Origin of the sequence: Roseobacter sp. AzwK-3b, from assembly GCF_000170875.1 — a bacterium.
GTDB classification, from domain to species: Bacteria; Pseudomonadota; Alphaproteobacteria; order Rhodobacterales; family Rhodobacteraceae; genus Roseovarius; species Roseovarius litoreus.
Map to the genome: position 1 here is coordinate 337,097 of NZ_ABCR01000001.1, position 18,698 is coordinate 355,794.

Below are 18,698 nucleotides of genomic sequence, written 5' to 3' on the forward strand. Positions count from 1 at the left end.
GACAGGCGGAACGCTCGCAACGATTGAACGGAGCACTGCATTTCGCGAAAATCTGTGAGTCAGGTTTTTCGCGAAACGCTTTAGCGGGTCAACAGGACATCCAGAAGATCGACCACCTCGGTGTCATGGGTATAGGCGAGCGCATGGCTTGCGCCCGAGATCATTTCCTGCCGGGCATCGCGGTTCCATTCGGCCAGCCGCCCCATGCCGGAGATCGGGATCACCTCGTCCTCGCGCGCCCAGATCGCCAGAACCGGCAGGCCGGCCGAGGCGATGGCACGGTGGGCGGGGGCCATATCCTCGTCGAGGGCGCCGCGCATAGACGACAGGACTGCCCCCCGAAACCCGCGCCAGCGCAACTGGCCCTGCTGGAGATCGACGACGTTGTCGATGCTGGTGTCGAGACCACGCTCGGCTTCCGTGGCGGAGCGGAACTGGCGGCCATAGAGCCCCATGAACAGCCATGCCCCCAGCCAGTCATGATTGACCACAAGCCGCGCGATGGGGCCAAGATCGTGGCCCATGCCGGCGGGCGCCAGCAGCACAAGCTGGCGCAGTCGATCCGCATGGCGCGCCGCAAAAGCGGCAGCGATCACGCCCCCCATGGAATAGCCCATGAGGGTGATCGGCTCGTCAATCTCGAGCGTATCGAGCAGGTCTTCGAGCTGGGTCACGAAAAAATCGCTGTCCTGAGCGCCGCGCGGTCGCGCCGACCAGCCGCGCCCGTAAAGATCATAGACCAGCACCCGAAACCCCAGACGCCCCAGACCGGCGGCGATGGGATACCACACGAAAGAAGGTGTCGTCAGGCCATGCACGCAGACGATGAGCGGCCCGGACTGCGCGCCGAGCCATTGGTAATGCGTGGGCCCGAGCGGGAGATCGGCCATTTGGCCCGGCGCATCGGCACGGTCCGCATCCGAGAGGGCCGGGCGCAGGGCTTCGGCCAGAAAGGGTGCCAGCAGGACCGTCAGGACGAGGACCGTGAGCACCCACCAGATCATTGCGAGCCCTGCCAGGCGTCGAGGATATAGCGGCTGGTCATCAGGTCGAGATGCGCGCCGCCGCCATTCTTGAAGAGCGTGATCTCGTCTTCGGAGCGGCGCTGGAACGCCTGCGGCTGGTAGTAATCCGCGATCAGCGCGTCGCGGGTGATGGTGCCTGTCTCGAGCGGGATCTTGATCTCGCCGATATGACCCACCGTGGTGTTGAAACTGTCCACGAACACCCGCGCACGGGAGATGGCGGTGTCGTCGGCCTCGCGCATGTCGGGGCGGTAGGCGCCGATCAGGTCGATATGCTGGCCGGGCTGCAGCCAGTCGCCCTTGAGGATCGGATCGGTGGACATGGTGGCGGAGGTCACGATATCGGCGGCGCGCACGGCGGCTTCCAGATCATCGGCCACCTGCAGGCCGGGGCAGTCGGCGGCCATCGCTTCGGCATTTGCCCGCGTCCGGTTCCAGACCGTGAAGCGGGCGTCTGGGAAGGCGGCGGAATAGGCCTCAAACAACGAGCGGCCCACGGTGCCGGCCCCGACGATCAGGATATTCCGGCTGTCGGGGCGGGCCAGTTTGCGCGCGGCATAAAGGCTGTCGCCGGCGGTCTTCCACTTGGTCACGAGGTGAAAATCCACCAGAGCCGACAGGGTGCCGCCCGCGTCGTCATAGAGGTTGACCGCGCCGTTGACCATCGGCGCGCCACGCCCGGGATTGCCGGGGAAGATCGTCGCGGTCTTGACGGCCATGCCCAGCCCGTCGATCCATGCCGCGCGATTGAGCATCGTATCGGGGTCACGGTAAAGGAACGTGTCGGCGATCTCGGCGCGGGGGAGTGTGTGACCCGCCTCGAACGCATCGCAGAGGGCCAGCCAGTCAAGATGCGCTTCGCCTTCGTCGAAAGGGATGATGGTGATGCTCATGCGGCCTCGTCCTTGGTCAGTAATCCGTAGTCTATCAGAGTTTGCGCCCAATCGGCAGGGTCTGCAAACAGATGGGTTTTCCAGCCGCGCGCCGCGGCGGCGGAGATGTTGTCGTCGCGGTCATCTGCGAAGAGCAGGCTTTCGGGCGCAAACCCGCAATCGGCCTCGACGGCGGCGTAGATGGCGGGGTCGGGTTTGGCGAGGCCCATCTCGCCCGAGATGTAATGGCGGTCGAACTCGGTCAGGAAGGGGAATTGCGCGGCACTGAGCGGAAAGTTCGCCGCGCCGAAATTGGTCAGCGCGAAGACCGGAACGCGCCGGGCACGCAGGGCGCGCAGCAGGCGGACGGAATGGGGGATGTCGGGTTGGGCGATGCCGGTCCAGTCGGAGTGAAACAGCGCGATTTCGTCGTGCCAGTCGGGATGGGCGGCAGCGGTTTCATGGATGACGCCGGCGAAATCCTCGCCGCTGTCGATCCGGGTCATCATGGCGTGGACGTCGAACGCCTCGAACAGGGCGGAGGCCCGTGATGCGCCGATGCGTTCGGCCATGCGCCGTTCCGGCTGCCATTCGATCAAGACATTGCCGATGTCGAAAATGACGGCGTTGATGGTCATGCGATTACCTTCTGCTCGGGTCTTTGGCGACCAATGTGCGGCCCTTGGTGGACTCGCGCCAGATGAGATAGAGGCCCGAGCCGATGATGAGCGCGATGCCGATCCACGCGGTGGGCGCGGGCCATGTGCCGAAGACGGTGACGCCCCACATGATCGCCATCGGCATGGCGACATATTCGAAGGGCGCGGCGAAGGCAGCCTCAGACAGCCGATACGCCTGAGAGATGAAAAAGCCGCCGAACACGCCGGACACCCCCAGCATGACAAGGATCGGCCAATCCTCGGGCGCGATGGGGCCCCATGCGCGCAAGAGGAACTCCAGCGACGGATGCCCGGAGCCCGCAAAGTTGCCATGGCCGAGGGTCAGGCCGAAGATCACGCTGGCCACGATGAAGGTGGACTGGATGTAGAAGGCCATGGTCGCCGCACTTTCGGTGCCGCCGATCTTGCGGGCGACGATATGCATGACCGCATAGAGCGTGGCCGCCGCGATCGGCAGAAGCGACGCCAGTTGAAACGCCGTGGTGCCGGGCTTGACGATCACCATCACGCCGATGAATCCCACGGCGATCGCCGCCCATCGGCGCGCGCCCACGGTTTCACGCAGGAAGATCACCGAGAAGATGGTAATGATGAGCGGCGAGACGAAGAACACCGCCACCGCATCGGCGATGGGCATCGCCGCAAGACCCAGAAACAGGCACATATTGGCGAAGACCACGCAGACCCCGCGCAACAGATGCGCCCCGAGCCGCCGCGTGCGCATCACGCGCAGCCCACCGGCCAGCGGCATGATGACCGCCAGAAGGATCAGCGTGCCGATCACCGAACGGATCAGGATCACCTGATGCAGCGCATAGCGGTCGGACAGGAACTTGATGCCGACATCGTTGAGCGAAAAGCACATCACCGCCGCAAGCGCGAAAAGCGCGCCCATCAGGTTGGATCGCTGAATGGCAGAGGTGGTCATTAAGATCCGCGGCTTGTCCTGTGGGGGATACATGAGAGGAGCGGTCGCGGTTTGTAAACCCCCGGGGGGCGGTTCGCGGAAGGAGTGGACAAGGTGCGGGCGGGGACAGGGTTTGAGTATTTGGGGAACGATGAAAGGGGGGAGAGGGTCAGGCGCCGGGGCGATGGGTGGCGGCGGTGCGGAGGGCGCGTTCGAGGGCATCGAGGAAGCGGGAGCGGTCGGCGCGAGAGAAACTCTTGCCGCCGCCCTGGCGGAACGGATCGGCGGCGCGAAGATCGGCCATCAGGTCGCGGGTGGCCAGGACGTTGCCGATATTGGCCTCGGTCAGTGGCTCGCCGTTATGCTTGAGCACCAGCGCCCCGGAGGCCACGCATTTGGCGGCAAGGGGGATGTCGCCGGTGATGACCACATCGCCCGGTCCGGCACGGTCGGCGATCCACTGGTCGGCCACGTCAGGGCCTTCGGGCACGATGACCGTTTCGACCAGCGGATTCTGCGAGGGGCGCAGGCCGCCGTTCGAGACGATGAACATCTGCACCTTGTGGCGGGTGCCGACCTTTTCGACCTCGGCCTTTACGGGGCAGGCATCGGCGTCGACATAGATGCTCATCGGGAGGGGTCCGCGGGCGTGTCGCCCGACATCGTCGCAGGGGTGGCCGGGGGATCGCGGCGGACCTTGTATTCCTCGGGGATGGGCATGCGGTTGAACGCATCGAGACCGGCGATCTTGTAGGCTTCGGCGAGGGTGGGATAGTTGAAGGTGTTCTGCACGAAATAATCCACCGTGCCCTTGAGATTGAGCACCGCCTGGGCGATGTGGATCAGCTCGGTCGCGCCTTCGCCGACGATCTGCACCCCCAGCACACGGCGGGTTTTCAGGCTGAAGAGCATTTTCAGCATGCCGTGCTCCAGCCCCATGATATGGCCGCGCGAGGTTTCGCGGAAGCGGGCGACGCCGACCTCGTAGGGGATGCCGCGCTCTTGCATCTCTTCTTCGGACATGCCGCAGGTGGAAATCTCGGGCACCGAATAGATGCCATAGGGAAACCAGGGGCTTTCCGGCAATGTAGGCGTGTCGAGCGCATGGCAGGCGGCGACGCGGCCCTGTTGCAGAGAGGTGGAGGCCAGCGAGGGATGGCCGATCACGTCGCCTGCGGCGTAGATATGCGGGATGTCGGTCTGGTAGGTCTTGCGGTCCACCGACAGGCGGCCACGGTGATCGGACTTCAGCCCGGCGGCGGAGAGGTTCAGACCGTCGGTCGCACCCATGCGGCCCGCGGCGAAGAGCAGCATTTCGGCACGGACATGGCGGCCATTGGCGAGACTGACCTCGACATGGCCAGGGGTTGTCTCGATCCGGTCGATGGCGCTGCCGAGGCGAAGATCGACGCCGTTTTCGAGGATCTGGTGGGTGAAGTCCTGAATGATGGCGCGGTCGATGAAATCGAGAAAGGTCTCGCGCGGTTCGATCAGGGTCACGCGCACATCGAGCGCGGAAAACATCGTGGCGTATTCCACGCCGATCACCCCGGCGCCCACCACGATCAGGCTGCGAGGGATCTGGGCGAGGTCGAGAAACTCGTCGCTGTCCAAGACGGTGGTGCCGTTGAAGGGCACGGTCTCGGGGCGGTAGGTTTTGGTGCCGGTCGCAATCAGGAAGCGGTCGGCGGTGAGGATGGTCTTTTCGCCGGCTTCGGTGGCGACCTCGATCTGGTGCGGGCCGGCGAAGCGGGCGGCGCCGTTCAGAGTGTCGACATGGTTGCGGTTGAACTGGTGTTCGAGCACGTCAACCTCGTAATCGAGGGTCTTGTGCAGGCGCGCCTTGAGATCATGGGCGCCGATATCGTCCTTGACCCGGTAGGAGCGGCCATAAAAGCTGCGTTCGCGCCAGCCCGAGAGGTTCAGCACGGTTTCCCGAAGGGTCTTGGAGGGGATCGTGCCGGTATGCACCGACACCCCGCCGAACCGGTCCTTGCGGTCGATCACCAGCACCCGACGCTTGAGCTTGCCGGCCTGAATGGCGGCGGCCCGGCCCGCCGGACCCGAGCCGATGATGATCAGGTCATAATGGCTCATGGATCACCCCGAATAGAGCGCCTCGGCATGGAAGCTGACATGGTCTTCCATGAAGGACGAGATGAAGAAATAGCTGTGGTCGTAGCCCGGCTGCAGTCGCAGCGTGGCGTGTTGACGGCGTTCGGCGCAGGCGCTGGCGAGCGCCTCGGGGCGCAGCAGATCGAGGAACTGGTCCGAGGTGCCGGTATCGATCAGCACCGGACCGTCGAAGCCCCGGTCGCGCATCAGGAGGCTTGCGTCATGGGCAGCCCAGGTGGCTTCGTCTTCGCCGAGATAGGCGGTGAACTGCTTGCGGCCCCAATCGCTGGCGGTGGGGTTGCAGATCGGCGCGAAGGCCGAGACGCTGGTGAAGCGGCCCGGCAGGGACATCGCCAGCGTGAGCGCGCCATGCCCGCCCATGGAATGCCCGGTGATCGCCTGACGATCGGGATCGATCGGGAAATTGGCGGTCAGCACGCGCGGCAGGTCGTCGGCGATGTAATCCCACATGCGGTAATGCGGCGCCCAGGGGTCTTGCGTGGCGTTGACGTAAAAGCCGGCACCCTGCCCCAGGTCATAGGCGGCATCGTCGGCCACGCCGTCGCCCCGGGGGCTGGTGTCGGGAAACACCAGAGCGATGCCCTGTTCGGCGGCCCAGCCCTGAGCGCCGGCCTTGGTCATGGCGTTTTCATGGGTGCAGGTCAGCCCCGAGAGATACCAGAGCACCGGCACCGGGCCATCGCGCGCCTCGGCGGGCAGAAAGAGGCCGAAGGTCATGTCGCAGCCGGTGGCGCGGGAGGCATGGGTATGGACAGATTGAACCCCGCCGAAGCAGGCGTTTTCCGATACGGTTTTCATTGGTCATCCCCTTTTTGCGAGTTGCGTGCGGTGCGTCTTGCGGTTGGCGCGACAATGACCACGGGGCGGGGTCGCTTGGCAACCCCGCAGGCGGCATGTGTCAGTGAAGACCCGACACCCAACCGATCACCAGAGAGACGGTGACCACAGCGCCGGCGGTGGAGATCAAGATCGAGGCGGAGACCCGGTGCGGCGCCACGCGGTAATGCTGCGCGAGGATATAGACATTGCCCGCGACCGGCAGGGCGGCGGCCGAGATCATCACGGCGGCGGCGAAAGGCTCGACCGGGAAGAGCACCAGCGCCGCCAGCGCCACCAGGGCCGGATGCAGCACCAGTTTGCAGAAACTGAGCCAGCCGGCCACCATGGGACGTTCGGCCGATTTCGAGGCCAGCGACGCGCCGATGGCAAACAGAGCCCCCGGCGTCGCGGCACCGCCGAGGATCGACAGGAACTGGTTCATCGGATCCGGGATCGGCAGGCGAAGCCCGGACCATGCGAAGCCCAGAACGATCGACACGATCATCGGGTTTTTCACCAGCCCGAGCCCGACGGTGCGCAGAATGCCCAGATTCATCCGGCCGTCCCGAGAGCCTGTCACCAGGATCACCACCAGCGAGCCGAACACAATCAAGTCCACTGCCAGCACCAGCATCACCGGGCCGATCGCCGCCTGCCCCAGAAGCAGCGTCAGCATCGGCACGCCGAGAAAGCCGGTGTTGCCGATGGCGGCGCATTGCGCCTCGATCGCGGTTTCCTCGATGCTGAGGCGGCGCAGGAAGGCCACTAGAGTGGCGATCAGATAGACGAAGGCGGTGCCCCAGAGATAGGCGGCCACGAACGTCCAGTCGAGCACCTCGGCGAAGCTGAGATTGGCGGAGAAGCGGAACAGCATCGCCGAGAGGGCAAAGTAGAACACGAATTTCGTAAGCCATGCGGTCGCGGATTCGGTGAAGAACCCGGTGCGCCCGGCGCCATATCCCAACCCGACGATAAGGAAGAAGGGCAGCGTCTGAAGAAAGACATCCAACATGACCGCTTCGTAGCACGTTGGATCGGGCGGTCAATCTGACTTCGGAGATTTGGGGGCCAGCCCCCGCCGTTGAAATCCCGGTGGATTTCAACGACTCCCCCGGGGATATTTCAGGCCAGAAGAAACGCCAGACGGTCTAGCCGCTGCCGATGAGCACCCCGGCGGCGAACACCAGTGCGCCGCCGAGCACCACCTGGAAGGCGGCGCGGAAGAAAGGTGTCTGCATGTAGCGGTTCTGGATCCAGGCGATGGCCCACAGCTCGATGAAGACGACGATCACGGCGATCACGGTAGCGGTCCAGAAATCGGGGATCAGGTAGGGCAGCGCGTGGCCGAGCCCGCCGAGCGTGGTCATCACACCCGAGGCAAGGCCGCGCTTGACCGGGCTGCCGCGGCCCGACAGCTCGCCGTCGTCGCTGGCCGCTTCGGTGAAGCCCATCGAGATGCCCGCACCCACAGAGGCCGCGAGCCCCACGAGGAATGTCGTCCAGGTATCCTGGGTGGCAAAGGCGGTGGCGAAGATCGGCGCCAGGGTCGAGACCGAGCCATCCATCAGCCCGGCAAGGCCGGGTTGCACCCATGTCAGGATGAACTTGCGGTGGGCGGAACTGTCTTCGCTGTCGCGGCTGGCCGCGTCGAGATGGCTTTCGGCAAGATCGGTGGCGCGGGTCTGGTGGCCGGCCTCGGCGGCGGCGAGATCGCCCAGAAGCTTGCGGGTGCCGGCATCGGTGCTGCGTTGGGCGGCCTTGAGGTAGAAGGCTTCGGCGTCGTGCTCCATCGCTTCGGCTTCGGCGCGGATGCGGTCCAGCCCGAGATTTTCCATCAGCCAGACGGGGCGGCGGGCATAAAAGCCTGCCACATGCTCGCGGCGAATGAGGGGGATCACCCCGCCGAAGCGGGTGTCATGCAGGTCGATCAGGGCGCGGCGGTGGGTGTCTTCCTCGGCGGCCATGCCATCGAAGATCGCGGCAGTGTCGGGGAAATCGGCGCGCAGGCGTTCGGCGTAGCTGCGGTAGATGCGGGCGTCATCTTCTTCTGAGGAAATGGCGAGGGCCAGCACCTCTTGTTCGGAAAGGTCGGAAAAGCGGCGGCGTGACATCACTCCGGGGATCATGGCGAACATCCTCGTTTAGAATGATTCTAAGGTAGCGAAATTCGGAAAAGGTGCAAGTGCGATCTGTGCGTGCAGGCGGTCAGGGGTGTCGAGACGCTTGCGATACAGTCTGTGCAAGACTAGATTGATCCAGCTTGGGGGATCACCGCATGACGGCCATGGCTGCTGAAATCAAGAAGGGTCGAAAATTCGATCAGGTGCTTGACGGCGCACGCGAGGTGTTCATGCGCGACGGCTTTGAAGGGGCCAGTGTCGATGAGATCGCTCGGGTGGCAGGGGTGTCCAAGGCGACGCTCTACAGCTATTTTCCGGACAAACGGCTGCTGTTTTCGGAAGTCGCCCGCATCGAATGCAACCGGCAGGCCGAAGAGGCGATGGCCGAGTTCGATCTGAGCGACCCGGTCGATAGTGTGCTGCACGAGGTCGCGGACCGGATCGTGCGGTTCTTCCTGTCGGATTTCGGGCAACAGGTGTATCGCATCTGCGTTGCGGAATCCTATCGTTTTCCCGAGCTTGGCCAGCGGTTCTACGCGTCGGGCCCGGCGCTGGTGCGCGAACGGCTGTCGGCGATCCTGCAGCCCTATATCGACCGGGGCGAGTTGAAGATCGAGGACATGGATCTGGCGGCTGACCAGTTTGGACAACTCTGCAAGAGCGATCTGTTCGTGCGCCGCCTGTGCGGGATCAGCAAGGAGACCAGCGAAGCAGATATCGAACGGGTGGTCACAGGCGTGGTCGAGATGTTCCTGGCGCGCTACGGCGCCTGATCGTCGACCGCGCCCAAGACCCGACCCGGATGCCGGAAGGGGCGCCCGGTCAGGCGCCCACCTCGATGATCGCTTGGGCCAGTTTCGGCACCGTGTCGCGGTTCAGACCGGCGATGTTGATGCGGCTGTCGCCGACCATGTAGATGCCATGCTCGGCCCGCAGACGTTCGACGATCTCGGGCGAGAGACCGAGCCGCGAGAACATCCCGCGATGCTGGGCGATGAAGCCGTAGCGATCGGATCCGGCGAGGCGGCGCAATTCGGACGACAGCTGTTCGCGCAGCGCCAGCATCCCGTTGCGGACCTCTTCGAGTTCGGCCTGCCAATCGGCGCGCAGGGCGTCATCGGTCAGCACCAAGGACACCATGCGCGCGCCGTGATCGGGCGGGAAGGAATAGTTCTGCCGGTTGAGATAGGCCAGATTGCCCTGTGTCACGGCATGCAGACCGCGCTCTTGCGCCACGGCCATCAGAAGGCCGGTGCGCTCGCGGTAGATGCCGAAATTCTTGGAACAGCTGGCCGCGATCAGCACCTCGGGGCAGCCCGAGGCGACCATCCGGGTCGCCACGGCATCGGCCTCGAGACCATCGCCGAAGCCCTGATAGGCAATGTCGATCATCGGCACGACGCCCTTGGCATTGACCAGATCGATCACCGCTTGCCATTCAGGGCCGGTGAGGTTGGCGCCGGTGGGGTTGTGGCAGCAGCCATGCAGCAGCACCACGTCGCCGGCGCGCATCTGGCCCAGATCCTCCATCATGCCGGCGAAATCGACCCCGCCGCTTTCAACGTCGAAATAGCGATACATCACCGTTTCGATCGCCATATGCTTGAGAATGCTGAGATGGTTGGGCCATGTCGGATCAGAGACGAAGACACGCGCAGAGGGGTTGGCCATGCGGATGAGATCGAAGGCCTGGCGCACCGCGCCGGTGCCGCCGGGCGTGGCCACGGCGGCGACCTGATCGCGGGCCACGGCATCGCCCAGCACAAGGCCGATCATCGCGTCCGAAAAGGCCGGATCGCCGGCAAGGCCGGTATAGGCCTTGGTGGTTTCCTGCTCCCACCATTGACGCTCGGCCTGTTTGACGGCGCGCATGATGGGGGTCACGCCTTCGGCGTTCTTGTAGACGCCGACGCCAAGGTCGATCTTGTCCTCGCGGGGGTCGTCCTTGAACGCCTGCATCAGGGCGAGGATCTTGTCTTTGGGTTGTTCGTTGAGATGTTCGAACATCACTTGTCTCCGGTGGCGACGGGCACGGTGGGGAAGGCGCCCCATTCGGTCCATGATCCGTCATAAAGCGCATGGTCGGTCTTGCCGATCCGTTCCAGCGCAAGGTTGATGATGGCAGCGGTCACGCCCGAACCGCAGGTGGTGATGGCCGGCTTGTCCAGGGCAGCGCCTGACGCGGCCAGCACGGCGCGCAGGCCGTCGGCATCCTTCATGGTGCCGTCATCGTTCAGAAGGTCACGGTAAAACACATTCTTCGAGCCGGGGATATGGCCCGAGCGCAGCCCGGCGCGCGGTTCGGGGTCATCGCCACGGAATCGGCCGGGAGAGCGGGCATCGAGAATTTCGTAATCGCCCAGCTTGGAGGCTGCGGCCACTTGCGTGACGTCCTTGACCATCTGGTTCTGGCGGCGCACGGTCATGTGCCGGTCGCGCACGACGGGGGGCATGTCATCCACGGGGCGGCCCTCGGCCTGCCATTTGGGCAGGCCACCGTCCAGAACGGCGATATTGTCCTGACCCATAAGGCGGAACAGCCACCAGACGCGCGCCGCAGAAAACAGGCCATGCGCGTCATAGACCACCACCTGATGGCCATCGCCCACGCCCATGGCGCGCAGGCGGGACATGAATTTCTCGACCGGCGGGGCCATGTGCGGCAGCTCGGATCGGTGATCGCTGATATCGTCGATATCGAAAAACCGGGCGCCGGGGATATGTGCGGCCAGATATGCGGACCGGCCATCGCGCCCGTCACCGGGCAAGAACCATGTCCCGTCCAGAACGCGAAGATCCGGATCCTTGAGATGGCTGGCCAGCCAGTCGGTTGAAACAAGCGTCTTCGGATCGTCATGTGCCATGGTCAGCCCCCGGTTTGCGGACGCTTCATGCCTATCGCGCAGCGCGGTCAAGGGCAAGCGCCCCGGTGCCGTCAGCGCCTATTTGACCACGAGCCTGCGCGCCATCCCGAAAGACATCAGCACAACCGCGCCCCCAAGCCCGCCCGCCAGCGCCTGCGTCGCGATCACACCGGTATCGCCGCCCCCCAGCAAACGGGCCAGGGCATCGGTGCCAAGGGTCTGGGCCGCCTGCCAGCCCAGCAGACCGCCCAGCACACCGGCGGCGGCATTCACCACGAACCCCAAACCGAGCGCGCGATAGACCGCCGCCGCCAGAATGCCGCCTGCGGCGCCTGAGAAAAGGGCGATCAGAAGCTCCATGCGCCGCGCTCAGTTGTTTTCTTTCAGCAGGCGCTGCTTTTGGCGCTGCCAGTCGCGCTTGGCCTGAGTTTCGCGCTTGTCATGGGTTTTCTTGCCCTTGGCGATCCCGATCTTCAGCTTGGCCATGCCGCGATGGTTGAAATAGAGGACCAGCGGCACGAGCGTCATGCCCTTGCGCTGCGTCTCGTTCCAGAGACGCGCGAGTTCCTTGCGCGAGACCAGCAGCTTGCGGCGGCGGCGTTCCTCGTGCTGGAAGGTCTTGGCCTGCTCATAGGGCGCGACATAGGCATTGATGAGCCACAATTCACCATTGTCGACGGTCGCATAGCTTTCGGCGATGTTGGCGCCGCCCTGGCGGAGCGATTTGACCTCGGAGCCTTCGAGGATGATGCCGCATTCCAGATCGTCCTCGATGGCATAATCGAAGCGCGCGCGCCGGTTCTCGGCGACGACCTTGTAGTTGGGGTTGTCCTTCGGCTTGGCCATGTCGGGTGTCCTGTGGCGCGGCAATGCGAAGGGCCAAGATAACGGCTTGGCCGGGATGATCCAAGGGGGCGCGCGCAGGCGATGTCAGATGAGGCCGCGGCGCGCCAGATCGGCGCGCAATTCGGACCCATGCGCGCCGCGCGCCGGCACGGGGCCGGGAACAGCAGAGGCACCGTCGAAACGGGGTGCTGTCGCGGGTTGCCGCAAGCCTTGCGCATCGGTCCAGGCACCACGCGCAGCCATATGCGGATCGCACGCGGCCTCGGTCGGAGACAGGACCGGGGCGGCGCAGGCATCGCTTCCCTCGAACAGGGCGGCCCAGTGATCGCGGGGCTTGGCGGCGAACAACGCGGCAAGGCGCGCGGTCTGATCGGGCCATTGGGCGGCATCCATCTGCTCGGCAAAGGCCGGATCGTCAGACAAGCCCATCAGGTCGAGAAAGGCGGCATAGAATTTCGGCTCGAGGCACTGTACGGCGATATGCCCGCCGCAGGCGCAAGCATAGGTACGGCACCAATGCGGGCCGTCCAGAAGGCTTTGGCCACGCCTGTCCGACAGGTTTCCGGAGGGCGCCATCGACATCAAGAGCGCCATCATATGGGCCGAGCCATCGACGATCGCGGCATCGACCACCGTCCCCTGCCCGCTGCGCGCCGCATTGAGGAGCCCGGCCAGAATCCCCGCCACCAGATACAGCGCGCCGCCCCCCACATCACCGACCAGGGTCGGGGGCGTCAGCGGTGGCGCATCGGGGGCCGAGGCATACCAGAGCGCGCCCGAGGTGGCGATGTAATTCAGGTCATGCCCCGCCATCTGCGACTTGGGCCCGTACTGCCCCCAGCCGGTCATACGACCATAGACAAGCCGAGGATTGTCGGCGCGGCAGGTGTCGGGACCAAGGCCCAAACGCTCCATCACGCCGGGGCGGAAGCCTTCGATCAGGGCGTCGGCGGTCGCAATGAGCGCGCGAGCAATGGCCAGATCGGCAGGGTCCTTGAGATCGAGCGTGATGGATTTCTTGCCCCGGTCCAGCAGGTTCACATCGCCGGCCACAGGATTGCCCGCGCCGGGGCGGTGAATGACGATCACCTCGGCGCCCAGATCGGCCAGCATCATCGCGGCGAAGGGGCCGGGGCCGAGCCCTTCGATCTCGATCACGCGGATGCCCTGCAACATCATGTTCTGTCCCCAATTGCCCCCAGGTGGTGCGGTGCGCCCAGCCTAGCGGGCTGCGGGACAGGTGCAATGGCCGCTTGGCGCTGTTGCGCGGTTGGTCTAACCTCGGTCCGGAAGACGCGACACAAGGAGCCGCCCCATGAAGATGAGTGACGAACGTATTATCGAGGCCGACCGCGCGACCGTTTGGGCGGCGCTGCTGAACCCGGATGTTCTGAAGGAATGTGTGCCCGGCGCGCAGGAGGTGACGGGCAATCCGCAAGACGGGTATGAGGCCACCGTGACCCAGAAGGTCGGACCAGTGAAAGCCACCTTCAAGGGGGCCGTGACGATCTCGAATATCGTGGAGCATGAAAGCCTGACCCTGAGCGGTGAAGGCAAAGGCGGTGCCGCCGGTTTCGCCAAGGGTGGCGCGGATGTGCGTCTGGAAGAAGTGCCCGAGGGTACAAGGCTGATCTATGACGTGGAGGCCAAGGTGGGCGGCAAGCTGGCGCAGCTTGGCAGCCGGATCGTTGACGGGTTCGCCAAGAAGATGGCCGACAGTTTCTTTGTCCGGCTGGCTGAGGTGATCGAAGGCCCCAAGGACGAAGACGCGCCCGAGGAGGCCGAAAAGAAGGGCTGGCTGAAGCGGCTGATCAAGAAGTAAGGCGGCGACGGGGTCAGTCGTTGCGCGCGATGATCCCGGCGATCCGTGCGCCGATTTCGCGGCTGGCCTTCTGCGAGGGGTGAATGAGGTCGATCGCGTGATAGGACCGGTCGCCCTTCGGCACCAGATCGGCCAATGGCACGAAATGCACGCCCGCGTCCAAGGCGGCAAGACGAGACAGGCGGCGGTCCATTTCGTCGCCTTCGTCGGCGCAGCCTTCGATCGGGGATCGCACACCCGGCGTCCGCAGATAGCCCACGAAGATCACCTGCGCGCCGGTCGCGCGCAGGGTCGAGACAAAGCCCGGTATCCGACCGCTGCGCCCGTCTTTCGAGACAAGCTGATTGATCCGGTTTCCGCAGGCGCCACAGCCGCACCCCATCCAGATGTCATTGCCGCCGCCATTCAGCACGATCCAGTCCCAAGGCCCTTCACGGTATTGCTGCGCGATATTCAACCCGGCGCTGCCCGAGATCGGCAGGGCATAGAAGAACCGCGCACCCGAGACCGAGCGATCAATGACAGGCTCGGACAATTCGGCCTCGATCGCATGGGACACCGCGCGTCCCTGCCCCTTGTGGAACGCCAGAAGCGAGTCGCCCATCAGAAGGATGCGCGAGTCCTTGGTGACGGGTTCGCCGCAAGCGGCAAGCAGGATCAGGGCAGCAAGCGAAAGCAGGCGGGTCATCATGTTGGGCCGGGTCATCCGTTTTGCATGCTTTCCTGATATCAGTCCGTAGAGGTTAATGAACGGTTAATCGGACAGGAGTTTTATCATTCTGCAGTGGCGCACACAAAAGCCTGCGCCTCCGGCGGATTGCACTCGGCCATGAAACGCCTAGCTTCGGGTCAGGAAACGGAGGTGCGCCATGGCATCCATAGTCGAGGTCGAGGGCCTGCAGAAAACGTATGACGGCGGGTTCGAGGCGCTCAGGGGCGTGTCGCTTGGGATCGAAGAGGGCGAGATCCTTGCCCTGCTTGGCCCGAATGGCGCGGGCAAGACGACGCTGATTTCGGCGCTTTGCGGCATCACCACGCCGACAGGCGGGACCGCGCGCGTCGGTGGGCATGACATCGTGAGCGAGTATCGCAAGGCCCGCGCGATGATCGGGCTGGTGCCGCAGGAGGTGGCGCTCGAGCCGTTCGAGAAAGTCATCAACACGGTGCGCTTTTCACGCGGTCTTTTCGGCAAGCCGCGCGACGAGGCGCTGATCGAAAAGCTGTTGCGACAGCTCTCGCTGTGGGACAAGCGCAACAGCCGCACGCGCGAATTGTCGGGCGGCATGAAGCGGCGGGTGCTGATCGCCAAGGCATTGGTGCACGAACCCAAGGTGCTGTTTCTGGATGAGCCGACAGCCGGTGTGGATGTCGAGCTGCGCCGTGATATGTGGCGCGTCGTCGAGGGGCTGAAGGCGGAAGGGGTCACAATCATCCTGACCACCCATTACATCGAAGAGGCCGAGGCCATCGCCGACCGGGTCGCCGTCATCAACCGCGGTGAGATATTGCTGGTCGAGGACAAGGCCGATCTGATGCGGCGCATGGGCCACAAGACGCTGCGCATCGACTTGTCGGCGCCGATAGATGCCGTGCCAGAGGGGCTGGCGCATTATGATCTGGAACTCTCGCCCGAGGGCTGCGCGCTGAGCTATCACTATGAAACGCGCGGGCAGGACGGCACCGGGATCACCCGGCTGTTGCAGGCGCTGGCTGCCGAGGGACTGACGTTGCGCGACGTGCATACCTCGCAATCGAGCCTCGAAGAGATCTTCGTCGGGCTGGTCAAGGAGGACGTGGCATGAACCTTCGCGCGATCCGGGCGATCTATATCTACGAGATGAAGCGCTTCATGCGTACGCTGATGGAAAGCCTGCTGTCGCCGGTGATTTCGACCACGCTTTATTTCGTGGTGTTCGGATCGGCCATCGGCAGCCGCATAGATCAGGTCGAAGGGGTGAGTTATGGCGCGTTCATCGTGCCCGGGCTGATCATGCTTACTGTGATGACGCAGGCGATCAGCAATGCCAGTTTTGGGATCTACTTTCCCAAGTTCATCGGCACGATCTATGAGCTTCTGTCGGCGCCGGTGAATTTTCTGGAGATCGTGCTGGGATATGTCGGCGCCGCAGCGACCAAATCGCTGCTGATCGGGGTGGTGATCCTTATCACCTCGGGGTTCTTCGTGGAGATCGACGTGCTGCACCCCGCCGCGATGCTGGGGTTTCTGGTGCTCACCTGCCTGTCCTTCTCGCTCTTTGGGTTCATCATCGGCATCTGGGCCGAAAACTTTCAGCAATTGCAGATCATTCCGCTGCTGGTCATCACGCCCTTGGTGTTTTTGGGCGGATCGTTCTATTCGATCTCGATGCTGCCCGAGGCATGGCAAACCGTCAGCTACTTCAATCCGGTGGTCTACCTGATCTCGGGATTCCGCTGGTCGTTCTTCGGGCAGGCGGATGTGCCTGTGGGGCTGAGCCTGCTGGCGATTGCGGCGTTTACGGGAATTTGCCTGCTGATCGTCTGGCTGATCTTCAAGACGGGGTACAAGATCAAGTCCTGAGACCGCACTTGGCGTGACTTATTTGCCCGATAAGGCGCAGTTTTTGTGTCAGCGCGCCAAATGGCCGGTCCGGTCGCCTTGTTTGTGCAAGGAGGGCAATCTACATCCGTCATCATGAAAGAGCGTATCCCCTTCCTGAACCGCGGGCCGGTGGTCTCGGTGATCCGGCTGAGCGGCACGATCGGCGCCGGCAGCCGCGCACAGTTGAGCGACGAGGCCTTGGCCCCGTCGATCGAAAAGGCGTTCCGGCGCGGCAAGCCAAAGGCGGTCGCGCTGTTGATCAATTCGCCCGGCGGATCGCCGGTGCAATCCTCGCTGATCGCGTCGCGCATCCGGCGGCTGGCCGAGGAAAAAGACATCCCCGTGCATGCCTTCGTCGAGGATGTGGCGGCTTCGGGCGGCTATTGGCTGGCGACGGCGGCGGATGACATCTGGGTCGATCCGGCCTCGATCGTTGGGTCGATCGGTGTCATCTCGGCCGGGTTCGGTGCGCCGGTCCTGCTGGCACGGCAGGGCGTGGAACGCCGGGTGCACACATCGGGCAAATCGAAAAGCTTCCTCGATCCGTTCCTGCCGCAGAAGGACGAGGATGTGAGCCGTCTCAAGGATATCCTCGAGCAGATGCACAAGGTGTTCGAGGCGCAGGTCACCTCGCGACGGGGCGATAAGCTTGCGCAGAACGACGATCTGTTCACCGGCGAGTTCTGGCTGGGCCAGCGCGCGGTGGAGCTGGGTCTTGTGGACGGGATCGGGCATGTGGCCCCGAAGATGAAAGAGCTTTACGGCGACAAGGTGCGCTTTGCGCAATACGGGCGCAAACGGGGCCTGTTCCAACGGTTCGGTATGAGCCTCGCACAGGACGGCATCGCCGCCATCGAGGAGCGGGCGTCCTACGCACGTTTCGGCCTCTGACGTGATCGTCAAGATCGTCATACTTTTCCTTGTCGCCATGGGTGTTCTGGCGATGTTCGGGAAGCTGCGCTTTCCGGGTCAGCAAAAGCTGGCTTCGGCCAAATGTCGTAAATGCGGGCGGTTCCGTATCGGCAAGGGCCCCTGCCCCTGTACAAAAGGCAAAAGCAAATGATGCCTTGGTTACTGTCGGTTTTGGGGCTGGTGATCCTGCTTCTGGCCGGTGATGCGCTGGTCAAGGGTGCGGTCAACCTGAGCCTGCGGGTGGGGATTCCGGCCCTGATCGTCAGCCTGACCATCGTGGCCTTCGGCACCTCGGCGCCGGAATTGCTGATTTCGGTGAACGCGGTGCTGGACGACAAGCCGGGGCTGGCGCTTGGCAATGTTGTGGGGTCGAACACGGCCAATATCCTGATGGTTCTGGGGGTGCCCGCCATCCTGTCGGTTCTTCACACAAGCGAGTGTGATACGCGAAAGACCTATGTCTTTATGCTGGTGGCGTCGGTCCTGTTCATCGGGCTGGCGTTTCTTGGGGAATTCACGCTGGTCTCGGGGCTGATCCTTTTGGCGGCGCTGGCCTTCGTTCTGACCGATGCCTTTCTGGAAGCTGGCCGCCATCGCAGCGCCAATGCGGCCCTTGCCCTGTCCGAGGCCGACGGGATCGAGGACGTAGAGGGTGCGGACCCGGACATGCCCTGGTGGCAGATCAGCGTCTTTCTGGTGCTGGGGCTTGTGGGCCTGCCGCTTGGCGCCGATCTGCTGGTGGACAATGCCTCGATCATCGCGCGGCAATACGGGGTCAGCGACACGGTCATCGGCCTCACGCTGGTGGCACTTGGCACATCGCTGCCCGAACTGGCCACCACGGTCATGGCCGCGCTGCGCAAGCAGGCGGATGTCGCGCTTGGCAACGTAATCGGCTCGAATATGTTCAATCTGCTGGCGATCATTGGCATCACTGCGGTGATCGGGCCGATCCCGGTCGATCCAGAGTTCCTCCGGTTCGATCTGTGGGTGATGCTGGCGGCGTCGCTGCTGATCGTTCCGTTCGTCTTTTTCAAGCAGGATATCGGCCGCGTGTGGGGTGTGATCTTGACGGGGCTTTATGTGGCCTATGTCGTGATCGTGCTCTCATGAA

21 protein-coding genes are annotated in these 18,698 nt (G+C 64.0%); 6 read left to right on the forward strand and 15 right to left on the reverse strand.

Annotated features, from left to right (window positions below; all coding sequences use genetic code 11):
- Positions 1–80 precede the first annotated feature (80 nt).
- From RAZWK3B_RS01435 to mbfA, 9 genes are all read right to left on the reverse strand, one after another.
- Positions 81–1,004, reverse strand: coding sequence for an alpha/beta fold hydrolase (locus RAZWK3B_RS01435; RefSeq protein ID WP_007811533.1), 924 nt, complete (start codon positions 1,002–1,004; stop codon positions 81–83).
- A complete protein-coding gene (locus tag RAZWK3B_RS01440; protein WP_007811535.1) occupies positions 1,001–1,918 on the reverse strand; it encodes an ornithine cyclodeaminase family protein in 918 nt (305 codons plus the stop codon). The genes RAZWK3B_RS01435 and RAZWK3B_RS01440 overlap by 4 nt, the downstream gene beginning before the upstream one ends.
- Positions 1,915–2,535, reverse strand: a complete 621-nt coding sequence (locus tag RAZWK3B_RS01445) for an HAD-IA family hydrolase (protein ID WP_007811540.1) — start codon at positions 2,533–2,535, stop codon at positions 1,915–1,917. The genes RAZWK3B_RS01440 and RAZWK3B_RS01445 overlap by 4 nt, the downstream gene beginning before the upstream one ends.
- Positions 2,536–2,539: 4 nt before the next feature.
- Positions 2,540–3,505 carry a DMT family transporter gene (locus RAZWK3B_RS01450; RefSeq protein WP_007811542.1) on the reverse strand — a complete coding sequence of 322 codons (966 nt, stop codon included), beginning with the start codon at positions 3,503–3,505 and terminating at the stop codon, positions 2,540–2,542.
- A gap of 148 nt (positions 3,506–3,653) precedes the next feature.
- The gene (locus RAZWK3B_RS01455; RefSeq protein ID WP_007811546.1) at positions 3,654–4,115 is read right to left on the reverse strand and encodes a YaiI/YqxD family protein; all 462 of its coding nucleotides are present in this window, start codon (positions 4,113–4,115) and stop codon (positions 3,654–3,656) included.
- On the reverse strand, positions 4,112–5,581 hold the full coding sequence (gene sthA / locus RAZWK3B_RS01460; protein ID WP_007811547.1) for a Si-specific NAD(P)(+) transhydrogenase: 1,470 nt from the start codon (positions 5,579–5,581) through the stop codon (positions 4,112–4,114). The genes RAZWK3B_RS01455 and sthA overlap by 4 nt, the downstream gene beginning before the upstream one ends.
- A 3-nt stretch (positions 5,582–5,584) precedes the next feature.
- A complete protein-coding gene (gene fghA, locus RAZWK3B_RS01465; RefSeq protein WP_007811549.1) occupies positions 5,585–6,418 on the reverse strand; it encodes an S-formylglutathione hydrolase in 834 nt (277 codons plus the stop codon).
- A 100-nt stretch (positions 6,419–6,518) separates the two neighbouring features.
- Positions 6,519–7,451 carry an AEC family transporter gene (locus RAZWK3B_RS01470; RefSeq protein WP_007811556.1) on the reverse strand — a complete coding sequence of 311 codons (933 nt, stop codon included), beginning with the start codon at positions 7,449–7,451 and terminating at the stop codon, positions 6,519–6,521.
- 136 nt (positions 7,452–7,587) lie between these two features.
- Entirely contained in the window at positions 7,588–8,565 is a 978-nt protein-coding gene (mbfA, locus tag RAZWK3B_RS01475; protein WP_007811557.1) for an iron exporter MbfA, read from the reverse strand.
- A gap of 149 nt (positions 8,566–8,714) precedes the next feature.
- Between mbfA and RAZWK3B_RS01480 the strand changes: the two genes are divergently transcribed.
- A complete protein-coding gene (locus RAZWK3B_RS01480) occupies positions 8,715–9,332 on the forward strand; it encodes a TetR/AcrR family transcriptional regulator (RefSeq protein ID WP_007811558.1) in 618 nt (205 codons plus the stop codon).
- 49 nt (positions 9,333–9,381) lie between these two features.
- Here the strand turns inward: RAZWK3B_RS01480 and RAZWK3B_RS01485 are convergent, their stop codons facing one another.
- From RAZWK3B_RS01485 to RAZWK3B_RS01505, 5 genes are all read right to left on the reverse strand, one after another.
- The gene (locus RAZWK3B_RS01485) at positions 9,382–10,566 is read right to left on the reverse strand and encodes an amino acid aminotransferase (RefSeq protein ID WP_007811560.1); all 1,185 of its coding nucleotides are present in this window, start codon (positions 10,564–10,566) and stop codon (positions 9,382–9,384) included.
- Positions 10,566–11,423, reverse strand: a complete 858-nt coding sequence (gene sseA / locus RAZWK3B_RS01490; RefSeq protein ID WP_037294941.1) for a 3-mercaptopyruvate sulfurtransferase — start codon at positions 11,421–11,423, stop codon at positions 10,566–10,568. Before sseA ends, RAZWK3B_RS01485 begins: the two co-directional genes overlap by 1 nt.
- 78 nt (positions 11,424–11,501) lie before the next feature.
- Positions 11,502–11,783 carry a hypothetical protein gene (locus tag RAZWK3B_RS01495; RefSeq protein ID WP_007811564.1) on the reverse strand — a complete coding sequence of 94 codons (282 nt, stop codon included), beginning with the start codon at positions 11,781–11,783 and terminating at the stop codon, positions 11,502–11,504.
- Positions 11,784–11,792: 9 nt separating this feature from the next.
- Positions 11,793–12,269, reverse strand: a complete 477-nt coding sequence (gene smpB / locus RAZWK3B_RS01500; RefSeq protein WP_007811566.1) for an SsrA-binding protein SmpB — start codon at positions 12,267–12,269, stop codon at positions 11,793–11,795.
- Between the two features lie 84 nt (positions 12,270–12,353).
- Positions 12,354–13,445 (reverse strand): CaiB/BaiF CoA transferase family protein, encoded by a 1,092-nt coding sequence (locus tag RAZWK3B_RS01505; RefSeq protein ID WP_007811568.1) that lies wholly within the window; start codon positions 13,443–13,445, stop codon positions 12,354–12,356.
- A 139-nt stretch (positions 13,446–13,584) separates the two neighbouring features.
- Here RAZWK3B_RS01505 and RAZWK3B_RS01510 point away from each other — a divergent pair, with 139 nt between their 5' ends.
- Positions 13,585–14,091: an SRPBCC family protein gene (locus RAZWK3B_RS01510; protein WP_007811570.1), complete on the forward strand. Its 507-nt coding sequence runs from the start codon at positions 13,585–13,587 to the stop codon at positions 14,089–14,091.
- 13 nt (positions 14,092–14,104) lie between these two features.
- Here RAZWK3B_RS01510 and RAZWK3B_RS01515 read toward each other — a convergent pair whose 3' ends face one another.
- Positions 14,105–14,797 carry an SGNH/GDSL hydrolase family protein gene (locus tag RAZWK3B_RS01515; protein WP_007811572.1) on the reverse strand — a complete coding sequence of 231 codons (693 nt, stop codon included), beginning with the start codon at positions 14,795–14,797 and terminating at the stop codon, positions 14,105–14,107.
- A 163-nt stretch (positions 14,798–14,960) separates the two neighbouring features.
- Here RAZWK3B_RS01515 and RAZWK3B_RS01520 point away from each other — a divergent pair, with 163 nt between their 5' ends.
- The 4 genes from RAZWK3B_RS01520 to RAZWK3B_RS01540 all read left to right on the forward strand — a co-directional run bounded on the left by RAZWK3B_RS01520 (position 14,961) and on the right by RAZWK3B_RS01540 (position 18,697).
- Positions 14,961–15,893, forward strand: coding sequence for an ABC transporter ATP-binding protein (locus RAZWK3B_RS01520; RefSeq protein ID WP_007811573.1), 933 nt, complete (start codon positions 14,961–14,963; stop codon positions 15,891–15,893).
- On the forward strand, positions 15,890–16,651 hold the full coding sequence (locus RAZWK3B_RS01525; protein ID WP_007811575.1) for an ABC transporter permease: 762 nt from the start codon (positions 15,890–15,892) through the stop codon (positions 16,649–16,651). Before RAZWK3B_RS01520 ends, RAZWK3B_RS01525 begins: the two co-directional genes overlap by 4 nt.
- 114 nt (positions 16,652–16,765) lie before the next feature.
- Positions 16,766–17,563 (forward strand): S49 family peptidase, encoded by a 798-nt coding sequence (locus RAZWK3B_RS01530; protein WP_007811577.1) that lies wholly within the window; start codon positions 16,766–16,768, stop codon positions 17,561–17,563.
- 168 nt (positions 17,564–17,731) lie between these two features.
- Positions 17,732–18,697, forward strand: coding sequence for a calcium/sodium antiporter (locus tag RAZWK3B_RS01540; RefSeq protein ID WP_007811579.1), 966 nt, complete (start codon positions 17,732–17,734; stop codon positions 18,695–18,697).
- The last annotated feature ends 1 nt before the right edge of the window (position 18,698 follow it).

Excerpts from the sequence above, each read along its gene's own strand:
- RAZWK3B_RS01435 (WP_007811533.1), bottom strand. The coding sequence starts at position 1,004 with ATGATCTGGTGGGTGCTCACGGTCCTCGTCCTGACGGTCCTGCTGGCA.
- RAZWK3B_RS01440 (WP_007811535.1), bottom strand. The coding sequence starts at position 1,918 with ATGAGCATCACCATCATCCCTTTCGACGAAGGCGAAGCGCATCTTGAC.
- RAZWK3B_RS01445 (WP_007811540.1), bottom strand. The coding sequence starts at position 2,535 with ATGACCATCAACGCCGTCATTTTCGACATCGGCAATGTCTTGATCGAA.
- RAZWK3B_RS01450 (WP_007811542.1), bottom strand. The coding sequence starts at position 3,505 with ATGACCACCTCTGCCATTCAGCGATCCAACCTGATGGGCGCGCTTTTC.
- RAZWK3B_RS01455 (WP_007811546.1), bottom strand. The coding sequence starts at position 4,115 with ATGAGCATCTATGTCGACGCCGATGCCTGCCCCGTAAAGGCCGAGGTC.
- sthA (WP_007811547.1), bottom strand. The coding sequence starts at position 5,581 with ATGAGCCATTATGACCTGATCATCATCGGCTCGGGTCCGGCGGGCCGG.
- fghA (WP_007811549.1), bottom strand. The coding sequence starts at position 6,418 with ATGAAAACCGTATCGGAAAACGCCTGCTTCGGCGGGGTTCAATCTGTC.
- RAZWK3B_RS01470 (WP_007811556.1), bottom strand. The coding sequence starts at position 7,451 with ATGTTGGATGTCTTTCTTCAGACGCTGCCCTTCTTCCTTATCGTCGGG.
- mbfA (WP_007811557.1), bottom strand. The coding sequence starts at position 8,565 with ATGATCCCCGGAGTGATGTCACGCCGCCGCTTTTCCGACCTTTCCGAA.
- RAZWK3B_RS01480 (WP_007811558.1), top strand. The coding sequence starts at position 8,715 with ATGACGGCCATGGCTGCTGAAATCAAGAAGGGTCGAAAATTCGATCAG.
- RAZWK3B_RS01485 (WP_007811560.1), bottom strand. The coding sequence starts at position 10,566 with ATGTTCGAACATCTCAACGAACAACCCAAAGACAAGATCCTCGCCCTG.
- sseA (WP_037294941.1), bottom strand. The coding sequence starts at position 11,423 with ATGGCACATGACGATCCGAAGACGCTTGTTTCAACCGACTGGCTGGCC.
- RAZWK3B_RS01495 (WP_007811564.1), bottom strand. The coding sequence starts at position 11,783 with ATGGAGCTTCTGATCGCCCTTTTCTCAGGCGCCGCAGGCGGCATTCTG.
- smpB (WP_007811566.1), bottom strand. The coding sequence starts at position 12,269 with ATGGCCAAGCCGAAGGACAACCCCAACTACAAGGTCGTCGCCGAGAAC.
- RAZWK3B_RS01505 (WP_007811568.1), bottom strand. The coding sequence starts at position 13,445 with ATGTTGCAGGGCATCCGCGTGATCGAGATCGAAGGGCTCGGCCCCGGC.
- RAZWK3B_RS01510 (WP_007811570.1), top strand. The coding sequence starts at position 13,585 with ATGAAGATGAGTGACGAACGTATTATCGAGGCCGACCGCGCGACCGTT.
- RAZWK3B_RS01515 (WP_007811572.1), bottom strand. The coding sequence starts at position 14,797 with ATGACCCGGCCCAACATGATGACCCGCCTGCTTTCGCTTGCTGCCCTG.
- RAZWK3B_RS01520 (WP_007811573.1), top strand. The coding sequence starts at position 14,961 with ATGGCATCCATAGTCGAGGTCGAGGGCCTGCAGAAAACGTATGACGGC.
- RAZWK3B_RS01525 (WP_007811575.1), top strand. The coding sequence starts at position 15,890 with ATGAACCTTCGCGCGATCCGGGCGATCTATATCTACGAGATGAAGCGC.
- RAZWK3B_RS01530 (WP_007811577.1), top strand. The coding sequence starts at position 16,766 with ATGAAAGAGCGTATCCCCTTCCTGAACCGCGGGCCGGTGGTCTCGGTG.
- RAZWK3B_RS01540 (WP_007811579.1), top strand. The coding sequence starts at position 17,732 with ATGATGCCTTGGTTACTGTCGGTTTTGGGGCTGGTGATCCTGCTTCTG.